Origin of the sequence: Sphingomonas sp. PP-CC-1A-547 (genome assembly GCF_003610375.1) — a bacterium.
Taxonomy (GTDB): domain Bacteria; phylum Pseudomonadota; class Alphaproteobacteria; order Sphingomonadales; family Sphingomonadaceae; genus Sphingomonas.
This window is the reverse complement of record NZ_RAPZ01000010.1, coordinates 1,102,111-1,116,871: the sequence shown is the minus strand read 5'-3', so window position 1 is coordinate 1,116,871 and position 14,761 is coordinate 1,102,111. Positions and strand designations below refer to the sequence as shown.

13 protein-coding genes are annotated in these 14,761 nt (G+C 66.6%); 9 read left to right on the top strand and 4 right to left on the bottom strand.

What is annotated here, in order from left to right; translation table 11 throughout:
* Positions 1 to 48: 48 nt before the first annotated feature.
* Both C8J39_RS05775 and C8J39_RS05770 read left to right on the top strand, forming a co-directional pair.
* Positions 49 to 822: an ATP-binding cassette domain-containing protein gene (locus C8J39_RS05775; RefSeq protein WP_120299575.1), complete on the top strand. Its 774-nt coding sequence runs from the start codon at positions 49 to 51 to the stop codon at positions 820 to 822.
* A gap of 10 nt (positions 823 to 832) precedes the next feature.
* A complete protein-coding gene (locus C8J39_RS05770) occupies positions 833 to 2,377 on the top strand; it encodes an ABC transporter permease/substrate-binding protein (RefSeq protein WP_120299574.1) in 1,545 nt (514 codons plus the stop codon).
* Here C8J39_RS05770 and C8J39_RS05765 read toward each other — a convergent pair.
* The 4 genes from C8J39_RS05765 to C8J39_RS05750 all read right to left on the bottom strand — a co-directional run bounded on the left by C8J39_RS05765 (position 2,368) and on the right by C8J39_RS05750 (position 5,685).
* Complete coding sequence (locus tag C8J39_RS05765) at positions 2,368 to 3,126, bottom strand: sulfite exporter TauE/SafE family protein (RefSeq protein ID WP_120299573.1); 759 nt, start codon at positions 3,124 to 3,126, stop codon at positions 2,368 to 2,370. The genes C8J39_RS05770 and C8J39_RS05765 overlap by 10 nt on opposite strands.
* The gene (gene rlmN / locus C8J39_RS05760) at positions 3,119 to 4,324 is read right to left on the bottom strand and encodes a 23S rRNA (adenine(2503)-C(2))-methyltransferase RlmN (RefSeq protein WP_056061442.1); all 1,206 of its coding nucleotides are present in this window, start codon (positions 4,322 to 4,324) and stop codon (positions 3,119 to 3,121) included. Before rlmN ends, C8J39_RS05765 begins: the two co-directional genes overlap by 8 nt.
* Positions 4,325 to 4,558: 234 nt before the next feature.
* Positions 4,559 to 5,032 (bottom strand): hypothetical protein, encoded by a 474-nt coding sequence (locus tag C8J39_RS05755; RefSeq protein WP_120299572.1) that lies wholly within the window; start codon positions 5,030 to 5,032, stop codon positions 4,559 to 4,561.
* A complete protein-coding gene (locus C8J39_RS05750) occupies positions 5,029 to 5,685 on the bottom strand; it encodes a histidine phosphatase family protein (RefSeq protein ID WP_259457502.1) in 657 nt (218 codons plus the stop codon). The genes C8J39_RS05755 and C8J39_RS05750 overlap by 4 nt, the downstream gene beginning before the upstream one ends.
* 167 nt (positions 5,686 to 5,852) lie before the next feature.
* On the opposite strand from C8J39_RS05750, the gene C8J39_RS05745 reads away from it, so the two are divergent.
* The 7 genes from C8J39_RS05745 (at position 5,853) to gyrB (ending at position 14,756) form a co-directional block, all read left to right on the top strand.
* Complete coding sequence (locus C8J39_RS05745; protein ID WP_120299570.1) at positions 5,853 to 6,506, top strand: outer membrane protein; 654 nt, start codon at positions 5,853 to 5,855, stop codon at positions 6,504 to 6,506.
* A 130-nt stretch (positions 6,507 to 6,636) separates the two neighbouring features.
* The gene (gene dnaN / locus C8J39_RS05740) at positions 6,637 to 7,755 is read left to right on the top strand and encodes a DNA polymerase III subunit beta (RefSeq protein ID WP_120299569.1); all 1,119 of its coding nucleotides are present in this window, start codon (positions 6,637 to 6,639) and stop codon (positions 7,753 to 7,755) included.
* Complete coding sequence (locus C8J39_RS05735; protein ID WP_132833373.1) at positions 7,752 to 8,399, top strand: YbjQ family protein; 648 nt, start codon at positions 7,752 to 7,754, stop codon at positions 8,397 to 8,399. Before dnaN ends, C8J39_RS05735 begins: the two co-directional genes overlap by 4 nt.
* A gap of 177 nt (positions 8,400 to 8,576) precedes the next feature.
* The gene (locus C8J39_RS05730) at positions 8,577 to 9,386 is read left to right on the top strand and encodes a Coq4 family protein (RefSeq protein WP_120299567.1); all 810 of its coding nucleotides are present in this window, start codon (positions 8,577 to 8,579) and stop codon (positions 9,384 to 9,386) included.
* Between the two features lie 179 nt (positions 9,387 to 9,565).
* Positions 9,566 to 10,798, top strand: a complete 1,233-nt coding sequence (locus tag C8J39_RS05725; protein ID WP_120299566.1) for a DNA replication/repair protein RecF — start codon at positions 9,566 to 9,568, stop codon at positions 10,796 to 10,798.
* 84 nt (positions 10,799 to 10,882) lie between these two features.
* Positions 10,883 to 11,698 (top strand): OmpA family protein, encoded by an 816-nt coding sequence (locus tag C8J39_RS05720; protein WP_259457501.1) that lies wholly within the window; start codon positions 10,883 to 10,885, stop codon positions 11,696 to 11,698.
* 526 nt (positions 11,699 to 12,224) lie between these two features.
* Complete coding sequence (gene gyrB / locus C8J39_RS05715; protein WP_120299565.1) at positions 12,225 to 14,756, top strand: DNA topoisomerase (ATP-hydrolyzing) subunit B; 2,532 nt, start codon at positions 12,225 to 12,227, stop codon at positions 14,754 to 14,756.
* The last annotated feature ends 5 nt before the right edge of the window (positions 14,757 to 14,761 follow it).

Sequence of the window (14,761 nt, the reverse complement as noted above, 5' to 3'; positions counted from 1 at the left end):
ACCCTCTCCATTTGATTTTCCGGTATGTTTCCCGCATCCTGCGCGCAGATGCCAGACAATTCCCCAGCGCTCGCTTTCGAACGCGTCACCAAGAGATACCCAGGCGCTGGGGGCACGACGATCGCCGTCGACGCGGTCTCGCTGGAGATCGCACGCGGCAGTTTCGTCGCGCTCGTCGGCACGTCCGGTTCGGGCAAGTCGACGCTGTTGAAGACGCTCAACCGCCTGGTCGAGCCGAGCGAAGGCCGCGTGACGATCGACGGTGCCGACGTCGCTGCCGAGCCCGCGCCCGAACTGCGCCGCCGGATCGGCTACGTCTTCCAGAATATCGGCCTGTTCCCGCATATGACGATCGCCGAGAACATCGCGATCGGCCTGCGCATCGCCGGGCGCACGGACGAGGCCAAGGTCGGCGAACTGCTCGACCTCGTCGACCTGCCCCGCGACATCGCGAGCCGGATGCCCGACGCGCTCTCGGGCGGCCAGCGCCAGCGTGTCGGCATCGCCCGCGCGCTCGCACCCGGCGCGAAACTGCTGCTGCTCGACGAGGCGTTCGGCGCGCTCGACCCGGTCACGCGCGATGCGCTCGGCACGCGGATCCGCGAACTCCACGACCGGCTCGGGCTGACCACCATCCTCGTCACGCACGACATGGCGGAGGCGCTGCTGCTCGCCGACCGCGTGCTGGTGATGAAGGCGGGGCGGATCGTCGCCGACGCCACGCCCGCCGACCTCGTCGCCGGCAAGGGTGGCGACGACGCGCAGGCGCTGGTGCAAGTGCCGCGCGCGCAGGCCGAACGCCTCCAGGCGCTAGTCGCATGAGGGGGGTCGCATGAGCGCCTTCCTCGATGCGCTCGGCCGCGTGCCGCCGCTGCTCGCCAACCACGTCCTGCTCTCCGCGGCGGCGCTGCTGCTCGGCATCGCGATCAGCCTGCCGCTTGGCATATGGTCCGCGCGGAACGCGACCGTGGCGCGCGTGTCGCTCGGTTTCGCGAGCCTCGTCCAGACGATCCCGAGCCTTGCACTGCTCGCGCTATTCTACCCGCTGCTGCTCAGCCTCTCCGCGCTGGTCGGCGGCGGCATTCCCGCGCTCGGCTTCCTCCCGTCGCTGATCGCGCTGACGCTGTATGCGCTGCTGCCGATCCTGCGGAATGCGGTGGCGGGGTTGCACGGCATCGATCCCGCGGTGATCCAGGCGGCAGACGCGGTCGGCATGACGCCCGCGCAGAAACTGCGGCTGGTCGAGGCACCTCTGGTCGCGCCCGTGCTGATCGCCGGCATCCGCACCGCGGCGGTCTGGACGATCGGTGCGGCGACGCTGTCGACGACGGTCGGCCAGCCGAGCCTCGGCGACATGATCTTCGCGGGATTGCAGACGCAGAACTGGGCGCTGGTGCTCGCCGGCTGCGTCTCGGCGGCGGCGCTTGCGCTGGCGGTCGACGCGCTGATCGGGGCGATCGAATACGGCATCCGCGCGCGCCGCCGCTGGCTGTGGATCGCGAGCGCGGTGGTGCTGGTCTTGGGAACCGCGGCGGCGACCGCCCCGCTGTGGCCCAAGGGCGGCGCAGACCGCACCGTGGTCGTCGGCGCGAAGAACTTCGCCGAGCAATACATCCTTGCGCGGCTGATCGGCGACCGGCTCGAACATGCCGGCTATACCGTCGAATATCGCGACGGCCTCGGATCCGCGGTCGTCTTCGGGGCGCTCTCCGGCGGCGATATCGACGTCTATGTCGATTATGCCGGGACGATCTGGGCGAACGAGATGAAGCGCAACGACGTCCCCGAACGCCCGGCGATGGTCGCCGCGATCGCCGACTGGGCGACGCGCGAACATCATGTCGGCCTGGTCGGGTCGCTCGGGTTCGAGAACGCCTATGCCTTCGCGATGAAGGGCGACGCGGCGAAGGCCAAGCGCATCGCCAGCCTCGACGATCTGGTGAAGGCCGCGCCCGGCATGACGCTCGGCAGCGATCTGGAATTCCTCGAACGTCCCGAATGGGCCGCGGTGAAGCGCGCCTATCCGTTGAGATTTGCAAAGACGACGCCGTACAGCCCGACCTTCATGTACCGCGCGCTGGAGAGCGGCAATGTCGACGTCATCTCCGCCTTCTCGTCCGATGGCCGGATCGCCGCGGACGGGCTTACCGTGCTCACCGACCCGCGGCGCGCGATCCCCGGCTACGACGCGATCCTGATGGTCGCGCCGAAGCGGGCAGGGGACGCCAAGTTCCTCGCCGCGCTGAAGCCGATGGTCGGCCGCATCCCGGTCGAGGCGATGCGCGCCGCGAACTACCGGGTCGACCGCGATACCGACAAGGAAACGCCCGAGGCCGCGGCGAAATGGCTCGCCACCAAGACCGGACTTCAGGAATAGGCGCGGTAGAAGAACACGATCGTCGTCGCGATCGTCACCAGCAGCGTCCACACGCGGATCACCTGCGGCGACAGCAACAGGCCGAGTTTCGCGCCGAAATGCCCGCCGACGATCCCGCCGATCAGCATCGGCACGCATAACGCCCACACCACCATGCCGGTCGCGATGAAGATGATCGTCGCGGCGAGGTTCGCGACCGCCAGCATCAGCGTCCGCGGCGGCGCGAGCGTCGCGGGCGTCGCGCCAGACAGCAGCCCCCACGCAGCGGTCAGCATCAGCCCGACGCCGCCGCCGAAGTATCCGCCATAAATCCCCAGCAACGCCTGCACCGCGACCAGCGACTTCGGCCCGATCTCGACCCGCGACCGCAGCCACAGCGACGCGCGCGTGCCGAACGCGATCGCCAGCGTCGCGAACAGCAGCAGCCACGGCACGATCAGGTCGAATGCGCGTGCCGACGTAGCGACCAGCAACAGGCTCCCGACCAGCCCGCCGACGAAGGTGATCCCCGCCATGGTCTTCATGCTGACGCCGGAGATCGGCTGGAGCCCATGCCGGTACGCCCACGCGCTCGCCATCGCGCCCGGCTGGAGCGAGACGTTGCTGGTCGCGTTCGCAAACGTCGACGGCACGCCGAGCCCGATCAGCGTCGGCATTGTCGCAAAGCTGCCGCCGCCCGCGAGCGCGTTCATCGCCCCGCCGAGAACCCCAGCCCCTGCCGCCAGCGCGACCGCAGTCCACTCAAGCAAAAGCGTCGGACTCGGCGGCGGCCTCGCGATCGATCTGCGCGCGGCTCTTCTTCTCCGACGCGGTCTTCAGCTGCCCGCATGCCGCATCGATATCGCGACCGCGCGGCGTCCGCACCGGTGCCGAAATTCCCGCGCCGAACACGATGCTCGAGAACGACTTGATCCGCTCGGGCGTCGAGCACTCGTATTGCGCGCCCGGCCACGGGTTGAACGGAATGAGGTTCACCTTCGCCGGCAGCTCGTACTTCCGCAGCAACCGCACCAGCTCGCGCGCGTCGTCGTCGGAGTCGTTCTTGTCCTTCAGCATCACATACTCGAACGTGATGCGGCGCGCGTTGTTGGTGCCCGGATAGTCCGCGCACGCCTGCAACAATTCCTCGATGCCGTACTTGCGGTTGAGCGGCACGATCTCGTCGCGCACTTCCTTGGTAACCGCGTGCAGCGATACGGCGAGGTTCACGCCGATCTCGGCCCCCGCACGCGCCATCATCGGCACTACGCCGCTGGTCGACAACGTGATCCGCCGCCGGCTCAGCGCGAGCCCCGCGCCGTCCATCACCAGCTTCAGCGCGTCGCGGACATTCTCGAAATTATACAGCGGCTCGCCCATCCCCATCATCACGATGTTGGTGAGCATGCGGCCCTCGGGCTGGCTCGGCCATTCGCCCAGCGAATCGCGCGCGAGCATTACCTGGCCGACGATCTCGGCGGGCGTCAAATTGCGCACCAGCCGCATCGTGCCGGTGTGGCAGAAGGTGCAGTTGAGCGTGCAGCCGACCTGGCTCGACACGCACAACGTACCGCGATCCGCGTCGGGGATGAACACCATCTCGTAATCCTGCGCATCGTCCGACCGCAGCAGCCACTTCCGCGTCCCGTCGGTCGACACTTGAGCCTCGACCACGTTCGGCCGGCTGATCACGAAGCGCTGCTCCAGCCACGGGTGCATCGTCTTCGAGATATCGGTCATCGCCGAGAACTCGGTCGCACCGCGATTGTAGATCCAGTGCCACAGCTGTTTCGCGCGCAGCTTGGCCTGCTTCTCCTCAAGCTGCGATGTCTCCAGCGCCATCCGCAGATCGGCGAGCGACAGCCCGAGCAAGTCGATCCGCCCATCGCTGCGCGGCACGAAGCTGCGGGGAACGGGCACGGGATCGATGTGCCCCGGAATGGGCATGAGGTTCGCGGCGGTCTGCATGCGCGAGCCCGTAGCGGAATTTTCGTGATTTTTCTACTGGCTGCAGGACGCACGCCAGAATCGCTTCGCAGTCACTCCGCAGTTACTCGAGAAAGAGCCACCACCCCGGCGAAGGCCGGGGCCCAATTGGAAAGGTCGTTGTAACGGAGAACTGAGTGTCGTCATTCCCGTCCCCCAATTGGGCCCCGGCCTTCGCCGGGGTGGTACCAGTGGGTGGGAGGCTCGCCCGAAGTTTCACCCCCCGCTACACGCCAACACAGCCGCATCAACCGCCGTCGCCGCGCCCGACAGCGCATACACATCGACGAACGGCCGCCCCCCGGCGCCGACCGCCTCCACGCTCATGCTCCGCCCCGACCGCATCGCCGCCACGATCGCTCGATCGCTAGGCGCATCACCAGCCCACGCATTCAACCCGCTTGCCACCAGCGCGAATCGCCGCTCGCCGACCGTCAGCGTCACCCCCGCCGACCGATCAGGCTCGCGACTGAGCCGCACATACAAGGACGCGCGCAGACCCCGCTTCGGCCACGTCGCGACGCTGGCAAACCCCGAGGCACGCCCCCCCGCCATCACCGGCCGCGCAATCGCGTAACACCGCGCCGGACTCGCATCGCGAAACGCTCCCCATCCCTGGTAGATGCCGATCGTGTCACGCGCCGCCGCGGGAGCAGCGATCGCCAACGCCAGCAGGACCGCGATTTTCACGCCGGAGCAAATCCCGTACCCAGATGCGGCACCGTCGCGCGTCCATTCTCGACCAGCGTAACCGACCCCTGCGGCAACCCCCTCGCAACCGGCGCGCCCAGCAACGGATCGACCGCCGCCCCGGTCATCACCCCCAGCATCACCCGACTCGAAATCCCGTGCATGATCACCAGCCGGTCGCCCGCATCTTCCGCCGTATCCGCCAGCCACCCGCCGACTCGTGCCGCGATCTCTGCATAGGTCTCGCCATCCGGCGAAGGTTTCAACGTCCCCCCCGGCAGCATCACCGGCCCGACCTCGTCGACGACGTCCGCATAATAGCGCCCGCCCCACGACCCCATGTCGATCTCGACCAGCCGCGGATCGGTCCGCGCATCATGCCAGTCCAGCTCCAGATGTTCGCAGATCACTGCGAGCGTCTGCAAGGCCCGCCCGGTCGGCGACGCCCACAACGTCAGCGCCGGCTTCACCCCCAGCAGTTCCCTTAACGCCCGCCCAAGTTCGTCTGCCTGCGCGAACCCAGCGCGCGTCAACGGCGTATGCGCGGCATTCCCCTGCAACCGATGCGCCGCATTGAACACGGTTTCGCCGTGCCGCGCGACGAAATCGCGACCTTTCCGTAGGGCCGGAATGTCGGTTGATCGGGCGTTCACTTCACCCTGCCGTTGGCTTGGAATCATGGCCCGCGTTTCAACCCCCTGTGGCGCAAAAGCAACGGATTTTCGCGTTTATCTGGGGTTCATGCAACGCCCGCGCGGTTGGTCCATTGGAGCGGTCCGCCCCGCGTAATGGGGTGCCAGTTTAGTAAGGAGTAACCCCAATGCGTACGCTTATCGCCGTCTCGCTGCTCGCCACCACCGCAGTCGCAGCCCCCGCGCTCGCGCAGACCAACCCGACCTTCACCGGCCCTCGTGTCGAGGCCACGCTCGGCTACGACCACACCGGCGCCGGCAGCAGCGTGTCCAACAACAACGGGCGCGACGACCAGAAGATCGACGGCCTGTTGTACGGCGGCGGCATCGGCTACGATATCGCGACGTCGGACAACATCGTGCTCGGCGCCGAAGCCGAACTGACCGGCTCGACCGCGAAGAGCGACCGCAACGATTACACCAGCGACTTCGGCTATGGCCGCGTCAAGCAGGGCCGCGACATCTATGTCGGCGCGCGCGCGGGCTATGTCGTCGCACCGACGACGATGCTGTACATCAAGGGCGGTTACACCAACTCGAAGCTCGAAGTGCTCGCCGGCAGCACCAGCCAGACCACCGACAATAATTTCAAGCTCGACGGCTGGCGCGTCGGTGCGGGCGCCGAGCACGCGATGGGCCCGAACAGCTATGCCAAGCTCGAATACCGCTATTCGAACTATGAGCGCGGCAATATCGACTATGCGACCGGCGGCACCAGCAGCCGCTTCGACGTCGATACCGACCGTCATCAGGTCGTGGCGAGCTACGGCTTCCGCTTCTGATCGCTTTAACGCGACGTTTACCGTGATCAAAGAAGGGTCGGGGCGCTTGCTCCGACCCTTTGTTGTTGGGTAAGCCATCTGCGGATTGCCCCCAGCCCCGAGTCCGGCTGCGGTGGCGGGGGGAATTACGATGAAGGCGACGATCGAACGCGCAACGCTCCTCAAGGGGCTGAGCCATGTCCAGTCCGTGGTGGAGCGGCGCAACACCATCCCCATCCTGTCGAACGTGCTGATCGAGGCGACCGCCGAGGGCACGCTCAAACTGATGGCGACCGACCTCGACTTGCAGATCAACGAATCGATCGCGGCAGCCGTCGACCAGGCCGGCGCGACGACCGTGTCCGCGCACACGCTGTTCGACATCGCGCGTAAGCTGCCGGAAGGCTCGCAGGTCCAGCTCGCCGCGTCGGAAGGCCGGATGAGCATCGTCGCAGGCCGCGCCCGCTTCTCGCTCGGCACGCTGCCGCGCGACGATTTCCCGGTGATTGCCGAAGGTGAGTTGCCGACCCAGTTCGAGCTGCCCGCCGAAACGCTCAAGCAGATCATCGACAAGACGCGCTTCGCGATCTCGACCGAAGAGACGCGTTATTATCTCAACGGCATCTTCCTGCACGTCGCGGACGGCGACAGCTCGAACCCGGTGCTGAAGGCCGCCGCGACCGACGGCCACCGCCTCGCGCGTGTCACGCTGCCGCGTCCCGAGGGCGCCGAATCGATGCCCGACGTGATCGTGCCGCGCAAATGCATCGGCGAGTTGCGCAAGCTGCTCGATGAGGTCGACGGCTCGGTGGGTGTGTCGCTGTCGCCGACCAAGATCCGCTTCGATCTCGGCCAGGCGATCCTGACCTCGAAGCTGATCGACGGCACCTTCCCCGATTACAGCCGCGTGATCCCGACCGGCAACGACAAGATTCTCAAGATCGACCCGAAAAGCTTCATGGAGGGTGTCGACCGCGTCTCCACGATCGCTACCGAGAAGACGCGCGCGGTGAAGATGGCGCTCGACCGCGACAAGATTACGCTGTCGGTGACCTCGCCCGAAAACGGCACCGCCGCGGAGGAAGTCCCCGGCGATTACGTCGCGCTCCCGTTCGAGATCGGCTTCAACAGCCGTTATCTGATGGACATCCTCGCACAGATCGACGGCGACATGGTCGAGGTCCACCTCGCCGACGCCGCCGCCCCGACGCTGATCCGCGAAAACGACAAGTCGCCCGCGTTGTACGTGCTGATGCCGATGCGGGTGTGAGCGATACCTGCTCAAATTGCGGAGCCGTGCTCAAGGTTGGAATGATTTCGTCAAATCAACCTTTGTCTCCGGGCCGGCTTCGCGTGATCAACTTGGCCAGTTCCGAGCATCTCGATGCCGCGTGCAACAAGTGCGGGGATCCATCGTATCGAGATGCGACGGAAGCGCTGGAATTAGAGTCACGCGAACTCCGCGCCAAGCTAACAGCGATTCTGTCGCATGTTCCTATCGTCTCATTGCAACAGCCGATGGGCTGGACCTATGAGCCGCTTGGAATAATTACCGCGCAAACAGTGACCGGGACGGGCATTTTCTCGGACGTTGCGTCTGCCTTTACCGATCTGTTTGGCACTCAATCTGGCACATATAACGCAAAATTGCGTGACGGCGAAAACCTATGCAAAGCGTCACTGCGGGCCCAAGCTATCGAGCAAGGCGGCAATGCAGTTCTTGGTGTCGATGTCGATTACGCTGATGTAGGCGGCCAGCGTGCCATGTTGATGGTGTGCATGACAGGCACTGCGGTGTCCCTGACGCAAATCGTCCCAGACGATCCTTCGTTTTTCGATGCAACGCGAGACGGCGCCTCACTCGCTAACCGGGCGAGAGACATTCAAGATGCGCTGCAAAGCGCTAGGGTTTGATCGACGTATACGAGGAAAGCTCGCTTCAGCGGATTCGTCATATCGGATTTGATTTAGATCCTATCGAACGGACTGACTGGCGGAGCGGTTAGTTCGTTCAAGCCGAGATCTCCGTCCTAGATTGACTCCGCACTCAGCGCTCAATACTAACAGTAATGTCAGTAAGGAGTCGACTCGATGGCGAAGCTTCCTCCGTTTCCCGGTACGACTGGTCGTCGCGATTGGCGCACGGCGTTCGATGCGATCAAGAAATTGCTCGCGAATGGCGACGACACAACACAGGTGTTCCGGATCATGCGCGCGCTGAACGTCGGCAATGCGCCGATGAACTACGCGCGGCTGATCGCAACGGAACAGGGCGGGCGGATCGCCTATGACCGCGTAGAACTGGCGCAGCGTTTCTCCGACCCCGCGTTCGTCGCGAGCTTCGCGACCGGCACGGTCGGGGCGGCGTATCGCACTTTCCTCGAGACGACGGGCTATTCCGCGGACGGGCTGGTCGAGGTCTCGCGGCTTACGCCGAGCGAGGACGACATGGCGCATCCCTATGCGTGGTTCGGCCGGCGGGTACGCGACACGCACGACATCTGGCACGTGCTGACCGGCTACAAGGCGGATGAAAGCATGGGCGAAGCGGCACTCGTCGCGTTCAGCTACGCGCAGGTCGGCGGACTCGGCTGGGCGCTGATCGGCTCGGCGGCGGCGCTGAAGAGCATGCGAGTCACCGGCAGCAAGCTGTTCGCGAAGGCGGTCTGGGAAGGCTATCGCAACGGCCGCAAGGCGAAGTGGGTGTCCGGCGAAGATTATCTCGAACTGCTCCACGAACCGCTGGAGGCCGCGCGCGAACGGCTCGGGATCGTCACGCCGGTCGCGTATTTGCGTGCGCAGCGCGAGCTCGGGCCGGCGCTAGCGTCGTATCTCAGCACGCAGAAGGCCGCGACCGCGGCAGCCGCACCCGCGATCGCGCCGGAGCGGATCGCCGCCTGACGCGATGCTCGGTAGCGGACTGGACGTGTCGCTAGCGCAGATGTGATCAGATCGGTCCCTTGCCCGTTCGTGCTGAGCGAAGTCGAAGCACCGGAGCTTGAACCGCGCCTTCGACTTCGCTCAGGGCGAACGGAAAAGGGCGATGCAATCGGTTTCGAAACTGCTCTAAGGCCGAGGCAATGCTGTCGCGCCTCGTCCTCACCGATTTCCGCAATCACGCCGACCTGACGCTGGCGCCGGGACCAGGGTTCGTCGTGCTGACCGGCGAGAACGGCGCGGGCAAGACGAATATCCTGGAGGCGGTGTCGCTGCTCGCGCCCGGCCGCGGACTGCGAAGGGCCGCACTCGGCGAGATGGCACGACAAGGCGGGGCAGGCGGCTTCGGCGTCGCGGCCACATTGTTGCCCGAGCGCTCGCACAAGAACGCAGCAGAATTCCCCTCCCGCTTGCGGGAGGGGTTAGGGGAGGGGACGACGTACGTACTGGCGTCCGATCCCGAGGAAAGCGCGCCCCTCCCCCGACCCCTCCCGCAAGCGGAAGGGGAGTTAGAAGAGGACGAGATGCAGCCGGGCGAGGCGCCCGCAGTGGGCGAAGTCGACGTCGCAACCGGGACTCTCGCCTCCGCCCCCGAACGCCGCATCGTCCGCATCCAGGGCGCCGCCACCACCGCCAACGCGCTGGCGGAGTGGCTCACCATCCTCTGGCTCACGCCCGCGATGGACCGCCTCTTCGTCGCCCCCGCGGGCGAACGCCGAGGCTTCCTCGACCGTCTCACGCTGGCGCTCGCCCCGAGCCATGCGCACCACGCCGCCCGCTACGACGCCGCGATGCGCGCGCGAAACCGCTTGCTCGCCGACGAAGGCCGCCCCGACGGCGACTGGCTCTCCGCGCTCGAAGCACAGATGGCTGAGCACGGCGCCGCCGTCGACGCGGCCCGACGCGAGACGGTGGCGCTGCTCGGCACGAGGCTTGCGCATCAGGACGACGGCCCGTTCCCACGTGCCGGCCTGACACTCGAAGGCTGGAACGGCGACACCACCCGTCTCCAGGCCGACCTCGCCCAGGGCCGCGCGCGCGATGCCGCCGCGGGGCGCACGCTCGGCGGCCCCCACCGCGTCGACCTGATCGTCACCCACCTCGACAAGGCGCGAGCCGCCTCTCTTGCCTCGACTGGCGAGCAGAAGGCGCTCCTCCTCGGCATCGTCCTCGCCCACGCCGACCTCGTCGCCGAACGCACCGGCCAGCCCCCCGTCCTGCTCCTCGACGAGGTCGCCGCACACCTCGACCCATCCCGCCGCGCGGCGCTGTTCGCTCGGCTCTCAGGTCGCGGCCAGGTGTGGATGACCGGAACCGAAGACGCGCTGTTCGATGCGATCGGCACGCAGGCAACGCGCATCGCGGTCGGGCGTTAGGCTGAACGCGCGCTGTCGACCGGACTCACCGCGCGTTCAAGCGGGCGCGGGCAAAGCTCCGTCCATCGAAGACACGGAGAGACGATGATGACCCGGAATTTCACGCGCGCAGCCCTTGGCGTCCTGATGGTCGCAGCAACCACCGCCCCCGTTTTCGCGCAAGCGCGAGACGACGGACGTCCCGAGGGGCGTTACGACATGAGCCGCGCCCCCTGGTTACGCCCCGGCTATCGCCTGGAAGGTGCAGGCGTGCCTGTGCTCTTCCCCGAACTGCGCAATACGCGGCGCGGCATCGCATTCGTGATGCCGAACTTCGACGCGAACGGCGATGGCCGTATCAGCCCGCGGGAAGCCGACGACGCGAACCGCGAATTCGCGCGCATTGCAGGCCCTCGCCGCGACCGGTTCGACTGGGATGCGTATGGCCGTGACCCGAGCGCTTATCGCGGCGACCGCGGCGGCACCACCGTGGTCGAAACCACCACGACGTGGGACCGCGGCGCGATGCGCAACTACGGCTTCCGCCAGACCCCACGCGGCGCGACGCTGACGCTGCAGGAGGACGTGCTGTTCCGCACCGACAGCGCCGTGCTGCGTCCCGGCGCGATCGAGAAACTGCGTCCGCTTGCCCGCTATTTGCGTGGCAACCCCGGCGTCCGCGTCGCGATCGACGGGTTCACGGACTCGCGCGGGACGGACGCGCACAACCAGGACCTGTCCGAGCGCCGCGCGGCGAGCGTCCGCCAGGCGTTCGACGACATGGACGTCGTCCGCGCGCGGTTCAGTGTCGTCGGCCACGGCGAGAACCAGCCCGTCGCGACCAACGCAACGCCGGCCGGCATGCGCCTGAACCGCCGCGTCGAAGTGACCCTGCTAGGCCAGCGCGCCGACCGCTTCTGAAGCAAGGACTCCCTCGCCCCTCCGGGGAGAGGGAAGGGGCCCGCGGCCTTGCCGTGGGAAGGGAGAGGGGAGTGAGGCTCGCGAGCCTGATCCCAACTCCCCCTCACCCTCCCGTCGCCTACGGCTCCTCCTTCCCTCTCCCCAAGGGGAGAGGGCCGTCGGGCCAGCGTGCGTTTAGTCGGCCACCACCCCGGCGAAGGCCGGGGCCCAATTGGGGGACATTGCTCACGAAGTGCAGTTCGTCGTTACTGCGACCTTTCCAACTGGGCCCCGGCCTCCGCCGGGGTGGTGCTACCTTCGCCGGCGCGGTGCTAGGATGCGCGCGCTGTCCTACACAGCCCACCCCTGTCACCATCCCCGCATGGCGATCCCAACCCCCTCGAAACCAGCCCGCCCGACCCTCGAAGTGCACACGCGCCGCAAAACGCTCCCAGCGTCTGCACTTCGTGCACTTCCGGCGCGGCACGCCTCGCCCCTACAGGCCATTTCGCTTCCGTTTCGGCCCTCGAATGCCTATATACTCGGCATGGCATCCAACCCCGAAACCAACAATCCCAACCTCCCGAACATGGGCGACTATGGCGCGGACTCGATCAAGGTCCTGAAGGGCCTCGACGCGGTCCGCAAACGCCCCGGCATGTACATCGGCGACACCGACGACGGGTCCGGCCTCCACCACATGGTGTTCGAGGTCAGCGACAACGCGATCGACGAGGCGCTGGCGGGGCATTGCGACCGGATCGACATCGTCCTCAATGCCGACGGATCGGTCAGCGTCACCGACAACGGCCGCGGCATCCCGACCGGCATCCACACCGAGGAAGGCGTGTCCGCAGCCGAGGTCATCATGACCCAGCTCCACGCCGGCGGTAAGTTCGAGAACACCAACGACGAGAACGCCTACAAGGTCTCGGGCGGCCTGCACGGCGTCGGCGTCTCGGTCGTCAACGCGCTCAGCGAATGGCTCGACCTGACGATCTGGCGCAACGGCGAGGAGCATTACATGCGCTTCGCGTTCGGCGACGCGGTCGCGCCGCTGAAGGTCGTCGGCCCCGCCACCGAAGGCCAGAAGGGAACGCGCGTCACCTTCTTCCCATCGCCCGCCACCTTCAAGATCACTGATTTCGACTTCGACAAGCTCGAACACCGGTATCGCGAGCTGGCGTTCCTCAACTCGGGCGTCCGCCTGTTCCTCTCCGACGCGCGGCACGAGGAAATGAAGACCGTCGAGCTCTATTACGAGGGCGGAATCGCCGCGTTCGTGAAGTATCTCGATCGCGCGAAAGTGCCGTTGATGCCCGAGCCGGTCGCGATCAGCGGCACGCGCGACGACGTCACGATGGACGTCGCGCTCCAGTGGAACGACTCGTATTACGAGAACGTCCTCGCCTTCACGAACAACATCCCGCAGCGCGACGGCGGCACGCACATGGCTGCGTTCCGCGCCGCGCTGACCCGCACGCTCAACAACTATGCCGAGAAGAGCGGCATGTTGAAGAAGGAGAAGGTCCAGCTCACCGGCGAGGACATGCGCGAAGGCCTGACCGCGATCGTCTCGGTGAAGTTGCCCGATCCCAAGTTCAGCAGCCAGACCAAGGACAAGCTCGTCTCGTCCGAAGTCCGCCAGCCGCTGGAAAGCCTGATGGCCGACAAGATGGCCGAGTGGCTCGAGGAAAACCCCGCGCACGGCAAGGCAATCGTCGCCAAGATCATCGACGCCGCCGCTGCGCGCGAGGCTGCCAAGCGCGCGCGCGAACTGACGCGTCGCAAGGGCGTGATGGACATCGCCTCGCTGCCCGGCAAGCTCGCCGACTGCCAGGAGCGCGATCCCGCCAAGTCCGAACTGTTCCTGGTCGAGGGTGACTCGGCAGGTGGCTCGGCAAAGCAGGGCCGCGACCGCCATTTCCAGGCGATCCTCCCCCTGCGCGGCAAGATCCTCAACACCGAGCGCGCGCGCGAGGACCGGATGCTGTCGAGCCGCGAGATCGGCACGCTCATCACCGCGATGGGCACCGGCATCCGCGACGACTTCAACGCGGACAAGCTGCGCTACCACAAGATCGTCATCATGACCGACGCAGACGTCGACGGCGCGCACATCCGCACGTTGTTGCTGACGCTGTTCTACCGTCACATGCCGAAGATCATCGAGGGCGGCTATCTCTACATCGCGCAGCCGCCGCTCTACAAAGCGACCAAGGGCCGGTCCGAGGTGTACCTCAAGGACGACGCGGCGCTCGACGAATATCTCGTCGATGCGGGCGTCAATACGATGGTGCTCGACGGCCCCGGCGGCGGTCGTTCGGGCCGCGATCTGAAGGATCTGGTCGATCACGCGCGCCGGATGCGGACGCTGATGCGCTACGTTCCCAAGCGCTACGACGCCGGCATGATCGAGGCGCTCGCGCTCGGCGGCGTGTTCGATCCCGAGGCGTCGGTCGAGGACCGGACCTCGCGTCTGGAGATCGTTACCCGCCGTCTCGAACTCGACGACGGCGATGCGCGCTGGACCGCGGTGCTGACCGAAGACGGCGGCATCCACTTCCAGCGTGCATGGCGCGGCGTCACCGACCATCACATCATCGAAGCCAGCTTCCTGGTGTCGGCCGAGGCGCGCAAGCTGCACGCATTGTCGGGCGAGCATGCCGAGAGCTACGCCCACACCTCGAACCTCGTCCCCGTCAGCAAGGCCTCGCAGGCCGAAGAACCCGAGGCTGAAGAGGGTGCGGAACCTGGCGCCGGTGTGATCGGCTCGGTCACCGCCGTTGCCGCACGCGGCTCGACGCAGGTCTCGCGTCCGAGCCACCTGCTCGACGCAATCCTGACCGCGGGGCGGAAGGGGCTCGCGATCCAGCGCTACAAGGGTCTTGGCGAGATGAACGCGGAGCAGCTCTGGGAAACCACGCTAGACCCGTCGGTCCGCTCGATGCTCCGCGTCACCGCGGTTAACGCCGAGAGCGCGAACGAGATCTTCACGCAGCTGATGGGCGAAGTCGTCGAACCCCGCCGCGAGTTCATCCAGGACAACGCGCTCAACGTCGCCAACCTCGACGTCTGAGTTTC

Bases quoted from the DNA above. Each gene is read 5' to 3' on its own strand.
- C8J39_RS05775 (WP_120299575.1), top strand. From the start codon at position 49: ATGCCAGACAATTCCCCAGCGCTCGCTTTCGAACGCGTCACCAAGAGA.
- C8J39_RS05770 (WP_120299574.1), top strand. From the start codon at position 833: ATGAGCGCCTTCCTCGATGCGCTCGGCCGCGTGCCGCCGCTGCTCGCC.
- rlmN (WP_056061442.1), bottom strand. From the start codon at position 4,324: ATGCAGACCGCCGCGAACCTCATGCCCATTCCGGGGCACATCGATCCC.
- C8J39_RS05745 (WP_120299570.1), top strand. From the start codon at position 5,853: ATGCGTACGCTTATCGCCGTCTCGCTGCTCGCCACCACCGCAGTCGCA.
- dnaN (WP_120299569.1), top strand. From the start codon at position 6,637: ATGAAGGCGACGATCGAACGCGCAACGCTCCTCAAGGGGCTGAGCCAT.
- C8J39_RS05730 (WP_120299567.1), top strand. From the start codon at position 8,577: ATGGCGAAGCTTCCTCCGTTTCCCGGTACGACTGGTCGTCGCGATTGG.
- C8J39_RS05725 (WP_120299566.1), top strand. From the start codon at position 9,566: ATGCTGTCGCGCCTCGTCCTCACCGATTTCCGCAATCACGCCGACCTG.
- C8J39_RS05720 (WP_259457501.1), top strand. From the start codon at position 10,883: ATGATGACCCGGAATTTCACGCGCGCAGCCCTTGGCGTCCTGATGGTC.
- gyrB (WP_120299565.1), top strand. From the start codon at position 12,225: ATGGCATCCAACCCCGAAACCAACAATCCCAACCTCCCGAACATGGGC.